The sequence below is a fragment of the Telluria sp. B2 genome, from assembly GCF_051789535.1.
Lineage (GTDB): Bacteria > Pseudomonadota > Gammaproteobacteria > Burkholderiales > Burkholderiaceae_D > Telluria.
Genome location: NZ_CP196525.1, coordinates 3,744,339 through 3,759,959, shown reverse-complemented (window position 1 = coordinate 3,759,959; position 15,621 = coordinate 3,744,339). Strand labels below are relative to the sequence as shown.

At 63.8% G+C, this 15,621-nt stretch carries 15 protein-coding genes; all 15 read left to right on the top strand.

All coding sequences use genetic code 11. The features are described from left to right. Positions 1 to 36 precede the first annotated feature (36 nt). The 15 genes from alr (at position 37) to ACSUZJ_RS16620 (ending at position 15,318) form a co-directional block, all read left to right on the top strand. Positions 37 to 1,146 carry an alanine racemase gene (alr, locus tag ACSUZJ_RS16690; protein ID WP_499409989.1) on the top strand — a complete coding sequence of 370 codons (1,110 nt, stop codon included), beginning with the start codon at positions 37 to 39 and terminating at the stop codon, positions 1,144 to 1,146. Next, positions 1,139 to 2,518: a DNA repair protein RadA gene (gene radA, locus ACSUZJ_RS16685; RefSeq protein WP_499409987.1), complete on the top strand. Its 1,380-nt coding sequence runs from the start codon at positions 1,139 to 1,141 to the stop codon at positions 2,516 to 2,518. The genes alr and radA overlap by 8 nt, the downstream gene beginning before the upstream one ends. Before the next feature lie 143 nt (positions 2,519 to 2,661). Then, a protein-coding gene (locus ACSUZJ_RS16680) for an IS3 family transposase (protein WP_499408834.1) occupies positions 2,662 to 4,022 on the top strand; the annotation gives its coding sequence in 2 pieces (ribosomal slippage) (positions 2,662 to 3,138 and positions 3,141 to 4,022; 1,359 coding nt in all). Between the two features lie 175 nt (positions 4,023 to 4,197). Continuing rightward, the gene (locus ACSUZJ_RS16675) at positions 4,198 to 4,518 is read left to right on the top strand and encodes a PilZ domain-containing protein (RefSeq protein WP_499409986.1); all 321 of its coding nucleotides are present in this window, start codon (positions 4,198 to 4,200) and stop codon (positions 4,516 to 4,518) included. A gap of 394 nt (positions 4,519 to 4,912) precedes the next feature. Then, positions 4,913 to 5,362, top strand: coding sequence for an aminoglycoside 6'-N-acetyltransferase (aac(6'), locus tag ACSUZJ_RS16670; protein ID WP_499409984.1), 450 nt, complete (start codon positions 4,913 to 4,915; stop codon positions 5,360 to 5,362). 281 nt (positions 5,363 to 5,643) lie between these two features. Continuing rightward, a complete protein-coding gene (gene pstS, locus ACSUZJ_RS16665; protein ID WP_499409983.1) occupies positions 5,644 to 6,684 on the top strand; it encodes a phosphate ABC transporter substrate-binding protein PstS in 1,041 nt (346 codons plus the stop codon). Positions 6,685 to 6,773: 89 nt separating this feature from the next. After that, on the top strand, positions 6,774 to 7,790 hold the full coding sequence (gene pstC, locus ACSUZJ_RS16660) for a phosphate ABC transporter permease subunit PstC (RefSeq protein WP_499409982.1): 1,017 nt from the start codon (positions 6,774 to 6,776) through the stop codon (positions 7,788 to 7,790). After that, positions 7,787 to 8,644, top strand: a complete 858-nt coding sequence (pstA, locus tag ACSUZJ_RS16655; RefSeq protein ID WP_499409981.1) for a phosphate ABC transporter permease PstA — start codon at positions 7,787 to 7,789, stop codon at positions 8,642 to 8,644. The genes pstC and pstA overlap by 4 nt, the downstream gene beginning before the upstream one ends. Positions 8,645 to 8,671: 27 nt before the next feature. Beyond that, positions 8,672 to 9,457: a phosphate ABC transporter ATP-binding protein PstB gene (gene pstB, locus ACSUZJ_RS16650; RefSeq protein WP_499409979.1), complete on the top strand. Its 786-nt coding sequence runs from the start codon at positions 8,672 to 8,674 to the stop codon at positions 9,455 to 9,457. A gap of 174 nt (positions 9,458 to 9,631) precedes the next feature. After that, positions 9,632 to 10,324 carry a phosphate signaling complex protein PhoU gene (phoU, locus tag ACSUZJ_RS16645; RefSeq protein WP_499409978.1) on the top strand — a complete coding sequence of 231 codons (693 nt, stop codon included), beginning with the start codon at positions 9,632 to 9,634 and terminating at the stop codon, positions 10,322 to 10,324. Between the two features lie 5 nt (positions 10,325 to 10,329). Next, entirely contained in the window at positions 10,330 to 11,013 is a 684-nt protein-coding gene (locus tag ACSUZJ_RS16640) for a response regulator (RefSeq protein WP_499409977.1), read from the top strand. Positions 11,014 to 11,028: 15 nt separating this feature from the next. Further along, on the top strand, positions 11,029 to 12,321 hold the full coding sequence (gene phoR / locus ACSUZJ_RS16635; protein WP_499409975.1) for a phosphate regulon sensor histidine kinase PhoR: 1,293 nt from the start codon (positions 11,029 to 11,031) through the stop codon (positions 12,319 to 12,321). A 274-nt stretch (positions 12,322 to 12,595) separates the two neighbouring features. Beyond that, positions 12,596 to 13,498 (top strand): patatin-like phospholipase family protein, encoded by a 903-nt coding sequence (locus ACSUZJ_RS16630; RefSeq protein WP_499409974.1) that lies wholly within the window; start codon positions 12,596 to 12,598, stop codon positions 13,496 to 13,498. A 37-nt stretch (positions 13,499 to 13,535) separates the two neighbouring features. After that, a complete protein-coding gene (locus tag ACSUZJ_RS16625) occupies positions 13,536 to 13,949 on the top strand; it encodes a GlcG/HbpS family heme-binding protein (protein WP_499409973.1) in 414 nt (137 codons plus the stop codon). Between the two features lie 325 nt (positions 13,950 to 14,274). Further along, the gene (locus ACSUZJ_RS16620) at positions 14,275 to 15,318 is read left to right on the top strand and encodes an IS110 family RNA-guided transposase (protein ID WP_499408564.1); all 1,044 of its coding nucleotides are present in this window, start codon (positions 14,275 to 14,277) and stop codon (positions 15,316 to 15,318) included. The last annotated feature ends 303 nt before the right edge of the window (positions 15,319 to 15,621 follow it).

Genomic DNA, 15,621 nt, shown 5'->3' with positions numbered 1-15,621 from the left:
CGTTTCCATTTAGTCTTTATTTCCCGTCAGCCTGCCATGCCACGTCCGCTTTGCGCCACCATCCACCTCGATTCGATGCAGCATAACCTGGCGCGCGCGCGCGCCTGCGCCCCCCAGTCCAAGGTCTGGGCGGTGGTGAAGGCGAACGCCTACGGCCATGGGCTCGAGCGCGGCATGAAGGGCTTCGTGCTGGCAGATGGCCTGGCCCTGATCGAAACCGAAAACGCCCTGCGCCTGCGCGAACTGGGCTGGGTCAAGCCGATCCTGCTGCTGGAGGGCTTTTTCGACGCCCTTGATGTGCCGCTGCTGGCCGAGCACAATATCAACAGCACCGTGCACTGCATCGAGCAGATCAAGATGCTGGAATACACCCAGCTCTACCGCCCGATCGACGTGCACCTGAAGATGAACACCGGGATGAACCGCCTCGGCTTCAAGCCCGAGGAATACGCGGTCGCCTTCAAGCGCCTGCGCGCGATCCCGGGCATCCGCAACATCACCCACATGACCCACTTCGCCAACGCCGACGAACTCGAGCACCCGCGCCTGGCCATCAGCGAGCAGGTGCGGCGCTTTCGCAGCGGCGTCGAAGGCCTGGAGGGCGAGCGCAGCCTGTCGAACTCGGCCGGCGTGCTGCACAACGAAGCGCTGGCCAGCGAACTGCAGAACGACTGGGTCCGCCCCGGCATCATGCTGTACGGCGGCACCCCCGGCGGCGGGCGCACGGCCCACGATTTCGGCCTGCGCCCGACCATGACCCTGTCCTCGGAGATCATCGCGATCCAGGACCTGGTGGCCGGCGACACCGTCGGCTACGGCAGCCGCTTCGAAGCGACCGGCCCGATGCAGGTCGGCGTGGTGGCCTGCGGCTATGCCGACGGCTACCCGCGCCACGCGCCGCACGGCACCCCGGTGATCGTGGACGGCATCCGGACCAGCGTGGTCGGCCGGGTGTCGATGGACATGATGACGGTGGACCTGACGCCGATCCCGAATGCGCGCGTGGGCAGCAAGGTCACGCTCTGGGGCGACGGCCTGCCGATCGACGAGGTGGCCGCGGCGTCGGGCACCATCGGCTATGAATTGATGTGCGCACTCGCGCCGCGCGTGCGCGTGATCGAGGGGAGGTTGGGTACCCATGGCTAAGGCAAAGACCCAGTTCGTCTGCAGCGAGTGCGGCAGTGTATCGAGCCGCTGGATGGGCCAGTGCCCCGACTGCAAATCCTGGAACACGATGGTCGAGACGGTGGCGGAAACGGCCGGCGTGAACCGCATGTCGCAGGCCACCCACCACAAGGCGCTGGCGCAGACCGCGCCGGTGCTCTCGCTGGCCGACATCGAGGCGATCGACGTGCCACGCTTCGGCACCGGGATCGAGGAATTCGACCGCGTGCTGGGCGGCGGCCTGGTGGCCGGCGGCGTGGTGCTGATCGGCGGCGATCCGGGCATCGGCAAGTCGACCCTGCTGCTGCAGGCGCTGGCCAACCTGGCCTCGGTGCGCAGCACCTTGTATGTGAGCGGCGAGGAATCCGGCGCCCAGATCGCGCTGCGCGCCAAGCGCCTCGCGGTCGACGCCAAGGAGCTCAAGCTCCAGGCCGAGATCCAGCTCGAGAAGATCCTCGGCACCCTGGCCGACCTGAAGCCCGAGGTGGCCGTGATCGACTCGATCCAGACGCTGTACTCGGACGCGCTGACGGCCGCGCCCGGCTCGGTGTCGCAGGTGCGCGAGTGCGCGGCCCAGCTCACGCGCGTGGCCAAGCAGACCGGCGTGACCATCATCCTGGTCGGCCACGTGACGAAGGAGGGCGCGCTGGCCGGTCCCCGCGTGCTCGAGCACATCGTCGACACCGTGCTGTATTTCGAGGGCGACACCCAGTCGAGCTTCCGCCTGGTGCGCGCCATCAAGAACCGGTTCGGCGCGGTGAACGAGCTGGGCGTGTTCGCCATGACCGAGAAGGGACTGAAGGGCGTGTCGAATCCATCGGCGCTGTTCCTGTCCCAGCACGACAGCCAGGTGCCCGGTTCCTGCGTGATGGTCACCCAGGAGGGCACGCGCCCGCTGCTGGTCGAGATCCAGGCCCTGGTCGACGCCAGCCACCTGCCGAATGCGCGCCGCCTGTCGGTGGGCCTGGAGCAGAACCGCCTGGCGATGCTCCTCGCCGTGCTGCATCGTCACGCCGGCATCGCGGCTTTCGATCAGGACGTGTTCATCAACGCCGTCGGCGGGGTGAAGATCGCCGAACCGGCGGCCGACCTCGCGGTGCTGCTGGCGATTAACTCGTCGATGCGCAACAAGCCGCTGCCGCGCGGGCTGGTGGTGTTCGGCGAAGTGGGCCTGGCGGGCGAGATCCGTCCGGCGCCGCGCGGGCAGGAACGCCTGCGCGAGGCGGCCAAGCTCGGCTTCTCGACGGCGATCATCCCGAAGGCCAACGTGCCCAAGCAGAAGATCGAAGGCATGACCATCATTTCGGTCGAGCGCATCGACCAGGCCTTCAGCAAGCTGCGCGAACTGGACTGAGCAAACCGGCGGGGCACGTGTCATTGCGCTGCGTAGGGTGGGCGCTCCGTGCCCACCAAATGTTCGCGTCGCGTTAGCGCATCGTTCCGGTGGGCACAGGGTGAACTGACCCCAATAAGTTAGACACAACTTATTGGGGTGATATGGGTAAGCACACGGAGCAGTTCAAGATAACGGTTGTCCAGGACTATTTGTCTGGTCGGGGAGGCTACCGGGCTGTGGCTCAGCGCCATGGCATGGCCAATCGCTCGCTGGTGGAGCGCTGGGTAACAGCGTATCGACTGCATGGGGATGCTGGACTGCGCAAGAAGCGGAGCAGATATACGGCCGCATTCAAGCTGTCGGTACTACAGTACATGTGGGAAAATCGCCTTTCGATCACCCAGACCGCTGCCCGGTTCGATATCCGCGGTCATTCGACGGTAGGAGTCTGGGAGCGTGCCTATCAAGAAGGGGGGAGCGAGGCATTGGCTCGCCCTCCAACAAGCAGATCCGAGAAGATGATCATACCGACGACAAAGCCGGAAGTAGCGCATGAAGACAAGCGTAGCCGCGAAGAATTGCTGGCCGAGTTGGAGTACCTGCGGATGGAGAACGCCTACCTAAAAAAGTTGAGAGCCTTAGTTCAGGCAAGGCAGGAAGCGGAGTCTGCGAAAAAACCCAAGCGGTCCAAGAACTAAGGCAGCAATATCGACTCGACGGTCTGCTCAAGCTGGCAGGACTTCCTCGAAGCTCGTTCTATTACCGGCTCAAAGCGCAAGCTGCCGATGACAAGTACGGACAATTGAAAGCGACGATCAAGGACGTATTCGAGCGCCACAAGGGACGTTATGGTTACCGCCGTGTGACCTCAGCCATTCGCCAGCTTGGCGAACGCATCAATCATAAAACCGTACAGCGTTTGATGGGGCAACTGAAGTTGAAGTCCCTGGTTCGTCCCAAGAAATACAAGTCTTTCAAAGGCGAAGTGGGCAAGACGGCGCCGAACGAATTGCAGCGCCGGTTCGAAGCAAAGGCGCCAAAGCAGAAATGGGTGACCGACATCACCGAGTTTCATGTCGCAGGTGAAAAGCTTTATTTGTCGCCTGTGCTCGACCTATACAATGGTGAGATCATCGCTTTCGAAACGAACAGGCGCCCTCGGTTCGAACTGGTGACATCCATGCTGACCAAGGCATTTTCAAGACTTGGCCCGGAGGACAAACCAATGCTCCACTCCGACCAGGGATGGCAATACCGCATGCCCGCTTATCAACAGGCACTGACCGAGCATGGGATCGTGCAGAGCATGTCGCGCAAGGGTAACTGTCACGACAATGCGGCCATGGAAAGCTTCTTTGCCGTGCTCAAGACCGAGTTCTTCTACTTGGAAAAAATCACCAGCATCGATCAGCTGGAAGCTGGGATTGATGAGTATATTCGCTACTATAACAATGACCGCGGCAAGCTCAGACTCAACGGGCTGAGCCCTGTACAATTCAGGACTCAGCAATTGGCAGCATAGATCAACTGTCCAACTTTCTGGGGTCAGTTCAAGGGGCGCCCACCCTAAGGCCCGGGATGGTTGGCATTGACGAAGAAAAACGCTGCGGGCAGGATTCTTCGATCAGCACCAGCTGAGCGGGCGCATGCGTTTTTGCCTATAATTGGGCCGTTTTAAAGTTTCACCTGGTGAATTAGTGCAGACAGATCAAAGGCAGTCCCAACGCAAGGTATTCAAGACACGCGCCATGCTGGCGGTCGAAGGCGGCGCTCCGGTGCTGGGCCGTACCACAGACATCGGCGCAAACGGCGTCAGCCTGGCCTTGCCGCATTCGGTCGGCATCGGCCAGGCAGCCCAGCTGCGCTTCGACCTCCTGGTCGATGGCAATATCGTCCCCATCAATACGCGCGCCAAGGCGCAGTATTGCATTCTCAGCGGCGGGGATTTCAAGGTGGGCTTCCAGTTCCTCAACCTGGAGCCGGCGGCAATGACCGCCTTGTCGCGCTTCCTGCGCTGAGCATCTTCGCGACCTGCACTCGCGACGTAAACGAAAGCGGCGAGCGCCCTCGGGCCTCGCCGCTTTTTTTGTCGCATGACACTGACCCTTACCAGGGTCGTTCACTATTCGTGATAGTGGTCGTGCAGGGCTTCCGAACTGCCTTCGATTTCCTGGAAGATTTCGTAGGCAATCAGGCCAACCATGCCACTCAGGACTGCAAACACAAACATATTCCACATACGGCCAAAACGCTTTTCAGCATCCCCTCCATGTCATGATGACGATTTGAGCATAGCAGCCGTCGGCGTATTTACAAGTATGCCGCTGCCTATATTTGTGGCCGGGCTCGCCCGACCGTGGGAGCGGCCCGCCCGGCGTCGGCCGGGCACCGGCACGAAAGGGGATCACCGTCATGATTCTTCCATGTACGTCCGTCGCGCAGGACGGCTGGCTGCGCCTGCGCCAGGCGCTCTGGCCCGACTGTCCCGAGGCCGAGCACCTCGCCGAGATGCAGGCCTTCGTTCTCGACCCGGACAGGTACGCGCAGTTCGTCGCGTATGACGAGGACGGCCGGGCCGCCGGATTCGCCGAGGCGGCGCTGCGTACCGACTACGTCAACGGCACGGCAAGCTCGCCGGTCGCCTTTCTCGAAGGGATTTACGTCCTGCCCCAGCAGCGCCGCAAGGGCTGGGGCAGGGCGCTGGTCGACGCCGTGACTGCCTGGGCCAGGGTCAGGGGCTGCCGCGAGCTGGCGTCCGATGCGCTGCTGGAGAACGAGGCGAGCCACCTGATGCACCATGCGCTGGGGTTCGAGGAAACGGAGCGCGTCGTCTTCTTTCGCAAGGAACTGCCGGATGTATAGACGTCATCAAGTGTGTGACGGCCATTTCCGGTTCGCGGCACTATTGCGCGGGTAAATGCCATGTTGCGGCTTCGAGGAGGCCGCCACGAGGTCGACACCGTCCTGAAACATACATATGACACGCTTCTTCGCCATGTCATCGATTCGATGACATGGCATCCGCTCCCATTCGGCGCCAGGGGCGTGTCATCAACTTGTCATATTCGGTCAGTAGACTGCGCGCTAATCCAACCGGGGCAACCCGGGGCGCAGTCCGCGCCACCTTCTGAAAGGATATCGATATGCGTATGAAGCACTTGCTCCTCTCCGTCGCGGTTGCCGCCGCCACCCTGGCGGCCAGCGCCGCCCAGGCGGTCAACATCACCGGCGCCGGCGCGACCTTCCCCTATCCCATCTACGCGAAGTGGGCGGAAATGTACAAGGCAGCCAGCGGCAACGGCCTGAACTACCAGTCGGTCGGCTCGGGCGCCGGCATCAAGCAGATCAAGGCGAAAACGGTCGACTTCGGCGCCTCGGACATGCCGCTGCCGGCGAAGGACCTGGACGCAGCCGGCCTGTTCCAGTTCCCGGCCATCATGGGCGGCGTGGTGCCGGTCGTGAATATCCCGGGCGTCACGCCGGGCCAGGTCAGGCTGACCGGCGCCGTGCTGGCCGACATCTTCATGGGCAAGATCACCAAATGGAATGCGCAGCCGATCGCCGCCCTGAATCCGGGCGTCAAGCTGCCGGCCGATAACATCACCGTCGTGCGCCGCGCCGACAGCTCGGGCACTTCCTTCCTGTTCACCGACTACCTGTCGAAGGCCAGCCCGGACTGGAAGCTGAAGATCGGCGCCGGGACCTCGGTCAAGTGGCCGACCGGCGTGGGCGGCAAGGGCAACGAAGGCGTGGCCGCCAACGTCCAGCGCATCAAGGGTGCGATCGGCTACGTCGAGTGGGCCTACGCCAAGAAGAACCGCATGGCGCACACCCAGCTGCAGAACCGCGAAGGCGCCTTCCTCCAGCCCGACGACGCCGCCTTCAAGGCCGCCGCCGCCAGCGCCGACTGGGCCAAGGCCCCCGGCTTCGGCGTGGTGCTGACCGACCAGCCGGGCAAGGCCAGCTGGCCGATCACCGGCGCCTCGTACATCATCATCTACAAGGCGCAGGCCGATGCGGCCAAGGGCAAGGAAGTGCTGAAGTTCTTCGACTGGGCATACAAGAACGGCGACGCCGCCGCCACCGACCTGGACTACGTGCCGATGCCCGACGCCGTCACCAAGCTGGTGCAGGATGCCTGGCGCGCGAACGTGAAAGACGCAGCCGGCAAGGCGGTCTGGTAATCACGCGCTAATCACGCGTAAAACAGGCACTGAGGCCTGGCCGCCGGGTTCGCCCGGCGGCCTCACACGCGGCAAACACAAGAACACACATGAGCGCTCATCCTTCCGTCACAATCGAGGACCAGGCCCCCCCGGCCGCGGCCGACCACGAATACGCCGCCCTGCGCAAGACCATGCGCAACCAGCGCATCCAGGACTTCCTGTTTCACAAGATTACCCTGCTGTTCGCAGCCAGCGTCCTGCTGGCCCTGCTCGGCATCATCGTCTCGCTGGCCATCGGCGCCGCGCCCGCCTTCAAGGAGTTCGGGGCCGCCTTCATCACCACCGTCGAGTGGGATCCCATCGAAGACCGCTACGGCGCCCTGATCGCCATCTGGGGCACGGTCGCCACCTCGCTGATCGCGCTGCTGATCGCCTTCCCGATCAGCTTCGGCATCGCCCTGTTCCTCACCGAGATCTGCCCGGCCTGGCTGCGCCGCCCGATGGGCACGGCCGTCGAGCTGCTGGCCGGCGTCCCGTCCATCATCTACGGCATGTGGGGCCTGTTCGTGTTCGCGCCCCTGTTCGCCGACCATGTGCAGCCGCTGCTGCAGAATACCCTCGGCCAGCTGCCGGTCGTCGGCCAGCTGTTCCAGGGCCCGATGATGGGCATGGGCATCCTCACCGCCGGCCTGATCCTGGCCGTGATGATTATCCCCTTCATTTCCTCGGTGATGCGCGACGTGTTCGAGATCGTTCCCGCCGTGCTGAAGGAATCGGCCTATGGCCTGGGCTGCACCAAATGGGAAGTCGTGCGCAAGGTCGTGCTGCCTTACACCCGCAACGGCGTGGTGGGCGGCGTGATGCTGGGCCTGGGCCGCGCGCTGGGCGAAACGATGGCCGTCACTTTCGTGATCGGCAATGCGCACGAGCTCTCGACCTCGCTCTTCATGCCGGGTAACTCGATTTCGTCGACCCTGGCCAACGAATTCGCCGAAGCGACGCCGGGCCTGCACGTGTCCTCGCTGTTCGCCCTCGGCCTGATCCTGTTCGCGATCACCTTCATCGTGCTCGCCGCTGCAAAACTGATGTTGGTGGGGATGTCCCGCAAGGAAGGTGTGAAATGAAGGGCATCGCCAAGAACCCCGTGTACCGCAAGCGCCTGCTGGCGCACCGCGTCGGCATCGCCCTGTCGGTGCTGGCGATGGCGATCGGCCTGGCCTTCCTGGCCTGGATCCTGGCCACGCTGCTGATCCAGGGCTTCGGCGCGCTCTCCGGCCCGATGTTCAGCCTCGACACCCCGGCGCCGGGCAGCGAAGGCGGCCTGCGCAACGCGATCGTCGGCAGCCTGATGATGGTCGGCCTGTCGACCCTGGTGTCGACCCCGGTCGGCATCCTGGCCGGCATCTACCTGGCCGAGTACGGCGAGACCAACCGCTTCGGCCAGGTCACGCGTTTTGTTACCGACATCATGCTGTCGGCGCCCTCGATCGTGATCGGCCTGTTCGTCTACGCCCTGTACGTGGCCAATGTGAAGCACTTCTCGGGCTACGCCGGCTCGATCGCGCTGGCCCTGATCGCGATTCCCGTGGTCGTGCGCACCACCGACAACATGCTGCGCCTGGTGCCGAACAGCCTGCTCGAAGCCGCCTTCGCCCTCGGCGCCCCGCGCTGGAAGGTGGCGATGCTGGTGCGCCTGCGCGCCGTGAAGGCGGGCGTGATCACCGGCGTGCTCTTGGCGCTGGCCCGCATCTCGGGCGAGACCGCGCCGCTGCTGTTCACCGCCCTGAACAACCAGTTCTTCAGCACCGACATGGACGCGCCGCTGGCCAACCTGCCGGTCGTGATCTACACCTACGCGATGAGCCCCTACGACGACTGGCGCTCGCTGGCCTGGGGCGGTGCGCTGCTGGTGACCTTCACCGTGCTGTTCCTGAACATCCTGTCGCGCACCCTGTTCTCGCAGAAGACCCCGCGTTAATTTATCCTGATAACCATGACCCAAGCTATGGCAACCCCGATCCCGACCCTGTCGGCCAAGACGAAGACCATCGAGATCTCGAAGCTGGATTTCTTCTACGGTAAGACCCAGAGCCTGAAGAACGTCTCCCTCGACATCCACGAGAAACAGGTGACGGCCTTCATCGGCCCTTCCGGCTGCGGCAAGTCGACCCTGCTGCGCACGCTCAACCGCATGTACGACCTCTACCCGGGCCAGCGCGCCGAGGGCTCGATCATGTACCGCGGCCGCAACATCCTCGAGCCGGGCGTGGACGTGAACATGCTGCGCGCGAAAATCGGCATGGTGTTCCAGAAGCCGACCCCGTTCCCGATGTCGATCTACGACAATATCGCCTTCGGCGTGCGCCTCTACGAGAACCTGTCGAAGGGCGAGATGGACGAGCGCGTGGAATGGGCCCTGAAAAAGGCGGCCCTGTGGGAAGAGGTGAAGGACAAGCTGGCCAAGAGCGGCCTGTCGCTCTCCGGCGGCCAGCAGCAGCGCCTGTGCATCGCGCGCGGTGTGGCCGTCAAGCCCGACGTCCTGCTGCTCGACGAGCCGACCTCGGCGCTCGACCCGATCTCGACGGCGAAGATCGAGGAACTGATCAGCGAGCTGAAGCAGGACTACACGATCACGATCGTGACCCACAACATGCAGCAGGCGGCGCGTTGCTCCGATTACACTGCGTACATGTACCTGGGCGAACTGGTGGAATTCGGCGAGACCGACCAGCTGTTCATGAACCCCAGCAAGAAAGAGACACAGGACTACATCACCGGCCGTTTTGGCTGAGGACCTCGACAAACCTACTGCGCGTCGGATTGGCGCCCTGCGCCGCCAAGGCGATAGCTCGCTGTACTATCCGTACAGCCGCGGCGCCTTGGCGGCTCGGACGCCACTCCTTCCGCTCGCTACGGTTTCTCGAGGCCCCGATAAGATAACAATGTTCAGAATTAGGAGAGCAGTATGATTGGCGAGCACTCATCCAAACAGTACGACCAGGAACTGGAATCGATCCGCTCCAAGGTCCTGCTGATGGGCGGCATGGTGGAAACCCAGTTCGAGGAGGCGCTGAACTGCTTCCGCGTCGACGATGCGGCCAAGGCGGACAAGGTCATGGCCGACGACCACGCGGTGAACCAGCTCGAAGTACAGCTCGACGACGCCTGCAGCCACCTGATCGTGCGCCGCCAGCCGACCGCCAACGACCTGCGCACCGTGATGGCGACCATCAAGGTGATCACCGACCTGGAGCGCATCGGCGACGAGGCTTCGAAGATCGCGCGCACCGCCAAGAACCTGCATGGGCGCGGCAACATCGGCTTCGCCCACTTCGACATGATCCGCACCATCGGCAAGGCCACTTCCGACCTGCTGCACGACGCCCTCGACGCCTTTGCCCGCCTCGACGGCAAGCAGGCGATGCAGATCATCGCCGCCGACGAGATCGTCGACCACGAGTTCCGCACCATCCTGCGCAACCTGATCACCTTCATGATGGAAGACCCGCGCACCATCTCTTCGGCGCTCGACACGCTGTGGGTGGCCAAGGCCATCGAGCGCATCGGCGACCACGCCAAGAACATCGCCGAGTACGTGATCTACGTGGTGGAAGGACGCGACATCCGCCACAGCAAACCCGTGGCGCACGAGGGCTGACCGCGATGAGCAACACGACCGTACTGGTGGTGGAGGACGAGCCGGCGATCGTCGAACTGGTGAGCTACTCGCTGCGCGAGGCCGGCTGGACGATCAGGTCGGTCGGCACCACCGCCGCGGCCTGGGACAGCATCGCCCACGGCAAGCCGGACCTGCTGCTGCTCGACTGGATGCTGCCCGACCAGAGCGGCCTGCGCCTGCTGGCGCGGCTGCGCGGCGACCGCGATTTCCAGGACATCCCGGTCATCATGCTGACCGCGAAGAGCATGGAAGAAGACAAGCTGGCCGGCCTGAACACGGGCGCCGACGACTATGTCACCAAGCCCTTCTCGCCGCGCGAACTGCTGGCGCGCGCCCGTGCGCTGCTGCGCCGGAAAAGCCCGCACCTGGCCGAGGCGCCGCTGCGCGCCGGCGCCGTGGTGCTCGACCCGGCCAGCTGCACGGTGTCGATCGACGGCAGCCAGATCGATATCGGCAACGCCGAATACAAGCTGCTGAAATTCCTGCTGGCGCACCGCGAACGCGTGTTCTCGCGCGCCCAGCTGCTCGACAAGGTCTGGGGCGACCACGCCGTCATCGAGGAGCGCACGGTCGACGTGCACGTGCTGCGGCTCAGGAAGGCGCTGAAGGGCGCCGAGGGGCTGATCCGCACGGTGCGCAGCGTCGGCTATATGCTCTCGGAAAAATAAATCACACAAGGTCCGATGAATCCCAAACTGCTGTTCTGGGTGCCGGCGCTGTTGCGCCTGGGCTCCATCTTCGTGGCCGCCGGCGTCGTCTGGTGGATGGCCGGCCCGGTTCCCGCGCTGGCGCTGGCGCTGGCCGGCGCCGTTGTCGCGCTGTTCGTGCAGTTGTCCTACCTGGACCAGCTGGGCCGCTGGCTGGACGACCCGCATTCGGGCAGGCTGCCCGACGGCTGGGGCGCCTGGACCGACGTGTTCGCGCGCCTGTACCGCCTGCGCCGCGAGGACGAGCGCAACCAGCAGGAACTGGCCGAGTGGCTGGCGCGCTTCCGCCAGGCCATGAGCCTGCTGCCCGAAGGTGTGGCGATCATGGACGACGTGCTCTTCCTCGAGTGGTGCAATCCGGCAGCCGAGCGCCACCTCGGCCTGACGCTGGAGCGCGACAAGGGCCTGCGCGTGACCAACCTGGTGCGCCATCCCGACTTCATCGACTACATCATCCTCGGCCGCTACGAGCAGCCGCTGACCCTGTCCTTCCGCGGCCGCAAGATCGAGTGCCGCATCATCCCTTTCGAGAACCGGCGCCAGATCCTGGTCACGCACGACGCCACCGATACCGAGCGCATCGAAGCGATGCGGCGCGACTTCATCGCCAACGCCTCGCACGAGCTGCGCACGCCGCTCACGGTCATCGTCGGCTTCCTGGAAATCGCCATGTCCGATCCCTGCATGGACGCCGGCACGCGCGAAGCCCACCTGAGACTGATGACCGAGCAGGGCCAGCGCATGCAGCGCCTGATCGAGGACATGCTGACGCTGTCGCGACTGGAGTCCGACGAATTCCCGCTGCGGCGCGAACGCGTCGACATCAAGTCGCTGGTCGAGTCGGTGGCGAGCGAGGCGAGGGCGCTGTCGAACGGACGCCACGAGATATCGGTCTCGGTCGACGGCCCCGACGTGATGGGCAGCGCGGAAGAACTGCGCAGCGCGTTTGCCAACCTGGCCTCGAACGCGGTGCGCTATTCGCCGGACGGCGGCCGCATCGAGCTGGCCTGGCGCCGCGCCGGCGACGAGCTGCAGTTCGCGGTGGCCGACACCGGCATCGGCATCGACCCCCAGCACATCGCGCGCCTGACCGAACGCTTCTACCGCGTCGACAAGAGCCGTTCGCGCGACACCCAGGGCACGGGCCTGGGCCTGGCCATCGTCAAGCACGTGCTGCTGCGCCATGGCGGCAGGCTGAAGATCAGTTCGGTGCCGGGGGAGGGGAGTACCTTCACGGCGTCGCTGCCGAATACCTCGCTGCCGGGGTGATCCGGATTTGGATGGGTGGCGCGATGCTGGCGCCACCTCGGGCCGCAACCGGATTTTCGTAGGGTGGGCACCTGTGCCCACGCGGTCGTACCGATGCGCGCCGAAACGTCACCCGGAGATCGCGTAGGTGCGATGGCCGTGGTCAAACGCCGCGTCAGTTCATCCGCTGCACCGCGTGGACACAGGTGTCCACCCTACAACCTCCATAAGCCCGGCCTCATCCACACATCCACATTGCGCGGTACAATCGAATATTGTCTTTTTCGACCCGCACATGTTTTCTCGACGTACCACCCTCATTGCGCTCGGCGCGCTCGTCCTGGCCGGCTGCGGCAGCACCCCACCGGTTCCTCCCACCCCGGTCGCCGTACAACCGCCCCCGCCGAAGAAGGTCCGCATCGGCCTGGCCCTGGGCGGCGGGGCGGCGCGCGGCTTTGCCCACATCGGCGTCATCAAGGCGCTCGAGGCCCAGGGCATCGTTCCCGAGATCGTGGTCGGCACCAGCGCCGGTTCGGTGGTGGGCGCGCTGTACGCCTCCGGCTACGACGGCTTCGCGCTGCAGCGCACCGCCATGAGCATGGACGAGGCCACGATCTCGGACTGGGCGCTGCCGCTGTTCTCGAAGTCCCCCGGCCTGCTCAAGGGCGAGGCGCTGCAGAACTACGTCAACAAGGCCGTCAACAACGTACCGATGGAGCGCTTCCCGAAACGCTTCGGCGCGGTGGCGACCGACCTGAAGACCGGCGAATCGATCCTCTTCAACAAGGGCAACACCGGCCTGGCCGTACGCGCCTCGTCCTCGGTGCCGAGCGTGTTCCAGCCGGTGAAGATCGGCGCCAAGACCTATGTCGACGGCGGCCTGGTCGCGCCGGTGCCAGTCAAGTTCACGCGCGAGATGGGGGCCGACTTCATTATCGCCGTGAACATCTCGACCCAGGCCGACAGCCAGGCCACCGCCAGCTCGCTCGACGTGCTGATGCAGACCTTTTCGATCATGGGCCAGCGCATCAACCACTTCGAGCTGAAGGAAGCGGACGTCGTCATCACCCCGGCGCTGGGTAAAATGGGTAGCGCCGACTTTGCCGGACGCAATCTCGCAATCCTCGCCGGCGAGCAGGCCGCCGCTGCGGTCATGCCGCAGATCAAGGCCAAGCTCAAGGCGAAGCAGCAACAATAACAATCACCTCAGTTAAACAAGGACAACAAGGAAAACCATGCAGACCAAACCGATGCTGACCCTGGCGGACGTGAAAACCGTTGCAGCCGCGGCCGAAGCCGAAGCGCTCAAGAACAACTGGCCCGTGACGATCGCGATCGTCGACGACGGCGGCCACCTGCTGTGGCTGCAGCGCCTGGACGGCGTGGCGCCGATCTCGGCCCACATCGCGCCGCAGAAGGCGAAGACCGCCGCGCTGGGCCGCCGCGAATCGAAGATCTACGAAGACATCATCAACAACGGCCGCGTGTCCTTCCTGTCCGCCCCGGAACTCGAGGGCATGCTGGAAGGCGGCGTGCCGGTCGTGGTCGACGGCCACGTGATCGGCGCGGTCGGCGTCTCTGGCGTGAAGTCGACCGAGGACGCGCAGATTGCGAAGGCGGGTATCGCTGCACTGGTCGCCAATCCGTAAATGTCGTGATGGTCCGGTAGGGTGGACGGCTCTACCGGCGGCGGCTGTGCACACGCGGCAGTTGCGCCGTCCACGCGTTCAGCCTGCCCCAGGTTGCCGCACCGTTTCACGAAGCTGATGAGCAATTGCTTCAATCGGCTTCGTGAACCACACCATCCTGTCGAACACCTGTTGAACGCGTGGGCGGCGCACCCGCCGCGTATCCGCAAGCCGCCGGGTGTAGCCGACCACCCTAATGTGATGGACTCCACCCTCCTGATATCGGCATCATTGTGCCAAGCGTGCCAGATTGGGCTGGCACGCTAAAACAAGAGGGGGAGTCACCATGAATGCTAGCGCAAAAGTAGTTGGTTTGGATATTGCGAAGGACGTGTTCTTCGCGGTCGGGCTCGATGGAAACGGCAAACGGGTGTTCAAGAGTAAGCTTTCTCGAGACCAGGTGCTTGCGCAGTTCGCGCAGATGGCTCCGGCGATGATTGGTATCGAAGCGTGCGCGGGTTCGCATTACTGGGCACGCAAGCTCGTCGAAATGGGACACGACGCCAAACTGATTGCGGCCCAACACGTCAGGGCATATGTCACCGGTAACAAGAACGACATGAACGACGCTGCTGCAATTGCCGAGGCGCGCTCGCGTGGGGCAACCAAGTATGTGCCGATCAATACGGCTGCACAGCAAGATTTGCAGATGCTGCACCGCGCTCGCAGCGCCCTGATGACGGAACGGGTGGCGATGATCAACAGGATCAGGGCGTTTGCCGGGGAATATGGCCGGGTGTTTCCCAAGCGCGTGGAAAGATTCCGCGACGGACTGAAAGCATGGCTGAACGATCTGGACAATGGTTTGTCTGGTATGGCCCTGGAGACGTTCCGGGAGCTCAAGGCCCAGCTGGACGACAAGGACGAGAGGATTCAGGCGTACGACCGACGTTTGAACCAGGCAGCCAAGTCGGAACTGGCGAAGAAACTGATGGAGGTGCCGGGTGTGGGGCCGTTGACGGCAACGGCAGTGCAGGCAACCATCGCCGATCCGCGCCACTACAAGAGCGCGCGGGACTTTGCAGCGAATTTAGGCCTCGTGCCACGCGAGCATAGCAGTGGAGGCAAGCAGCGCCTGTATGGCATTACCTGCAGGGGCGACAGCTATCTGCGCACCCTGCTCATACACGGAGCGCGCAGTGCACTGAGAACAGCAAGCGGCAAGCCCGACAAGCTGCTGCAGTGGGCAACAAGGCTGGCAGAACGGCGCAGTTTCAACGTTGCCGCGACTGCGCTGGCCAACAAGATGGCCAGGGTGATCTGGGCGTTGATGGCGCATGGACGCCCGTACGTTCCGGCCTGGTCGAAAGACACGCCCAGGCCGGCCTGAAAAGACTGTCGATTAACTCAGCAACAGCAAGGAGCAACCGCCAAGTTTGCGACGAGAAGAAAGAATGATGCCAACAGGTTGGACCGGCGTCGGGTGAATCCGTAAACTGTAGTGGCCATCAAGGCCGTCACCCTATGAGGATCCTGACGCGCGTATCACATCAGGGCCAGAGCACTGGAAACGCTCAACATACAGGCCGAATAGATACAAGCAAACTCTTCCTAACGGCAGAAATTCAATCTTCTTCTTGCAAATCGGGTGGAGTCCATAGATACGGTTGAGCCAGCGAATCCAGTCCCCGCA

Bases quoted from the DNA above. Each gene is read 5' to 3' on its own strand.
- alr (WP_499409989.1), top strand. From the start codon at position 37: ATGCCACGTCCGCTTTGCGCCACCATCCACCTCGATTCGATGCAGCAT.
- radA (WP_499409987.1), top strand. From the start codon at position 1,139: ATGGCTAAGGCAAAGACCCAGTTCGTCTGCAGCGAGTGCGGCAGTGTA.
- pstS (WP_499409983.1), top strand. From the start codon at position 5,644: ATGCGTATGAAGCACTTGCTCCTCTCCGTCGCGGTTGCCGCCGCCACC.
- pstC (WP_499409982.1), top strand. From the start codon at position 6,774: ATGAGCGCTCATCCTTCCGTCACAATCGAGGACCAGGCCCCCCCGGCC.
- pstA (WP_499409981.1), top strand. From the start codon at position 7,787: ATGAAGGGCATCGCCAAGAACCCCGTGTACCGCAAGCGCCTGCTGGCG.
- pstB (WP_499409979.1), top strand. From the start codon at position 8,672: ATGGCAACCCCGATCCCGACCCTGTCGGCCAAGACGAAGACCATCGAG.
- phoU (WP_499409978.1), top strand. From the start codon at position 9,632: ATGATTGGCGAGCACTCATCCAAACAGTACGACCAGGAACTGGAATCG.
- ACSUZJ_RS16640 (WP_499409977.1), top strand. From the start codon at position 10,330: ATGAGCAACACGACCGTACTGGTGGTGGAGGACGAGCCGGCGATCGTC.
- phoR (WP_499409975.1), top strand. From the start codon at position 11,029: ATGAATCCCAAACTGCTGTTCTGGGTGCCGGCGCTGTTGCGCCTGGGC.
- ACSUZJ_RS16630 (WP_499409974.1), top strand. From the start codon at position 12,596: ATGTTTTCTCGACGTACCACCCTCATTGCGCTCGGCGCGCTCGTCCTG.
- ACSUZJ_RS16625 (WP_499409973.1), top strand. From the start codon at position 13,536: ATGCAGACCAAACCGATGCTGACCCTGGCGGACGTGAAAACCGTTGCA.
- ACSUZJ_RS16620 (WP_499408564.1), top strand. From the start codon at position 14,275: ATGAATGCTAGCGCAAAAGTAGTTGGTTTGGATATTGCGAAGGACGTG.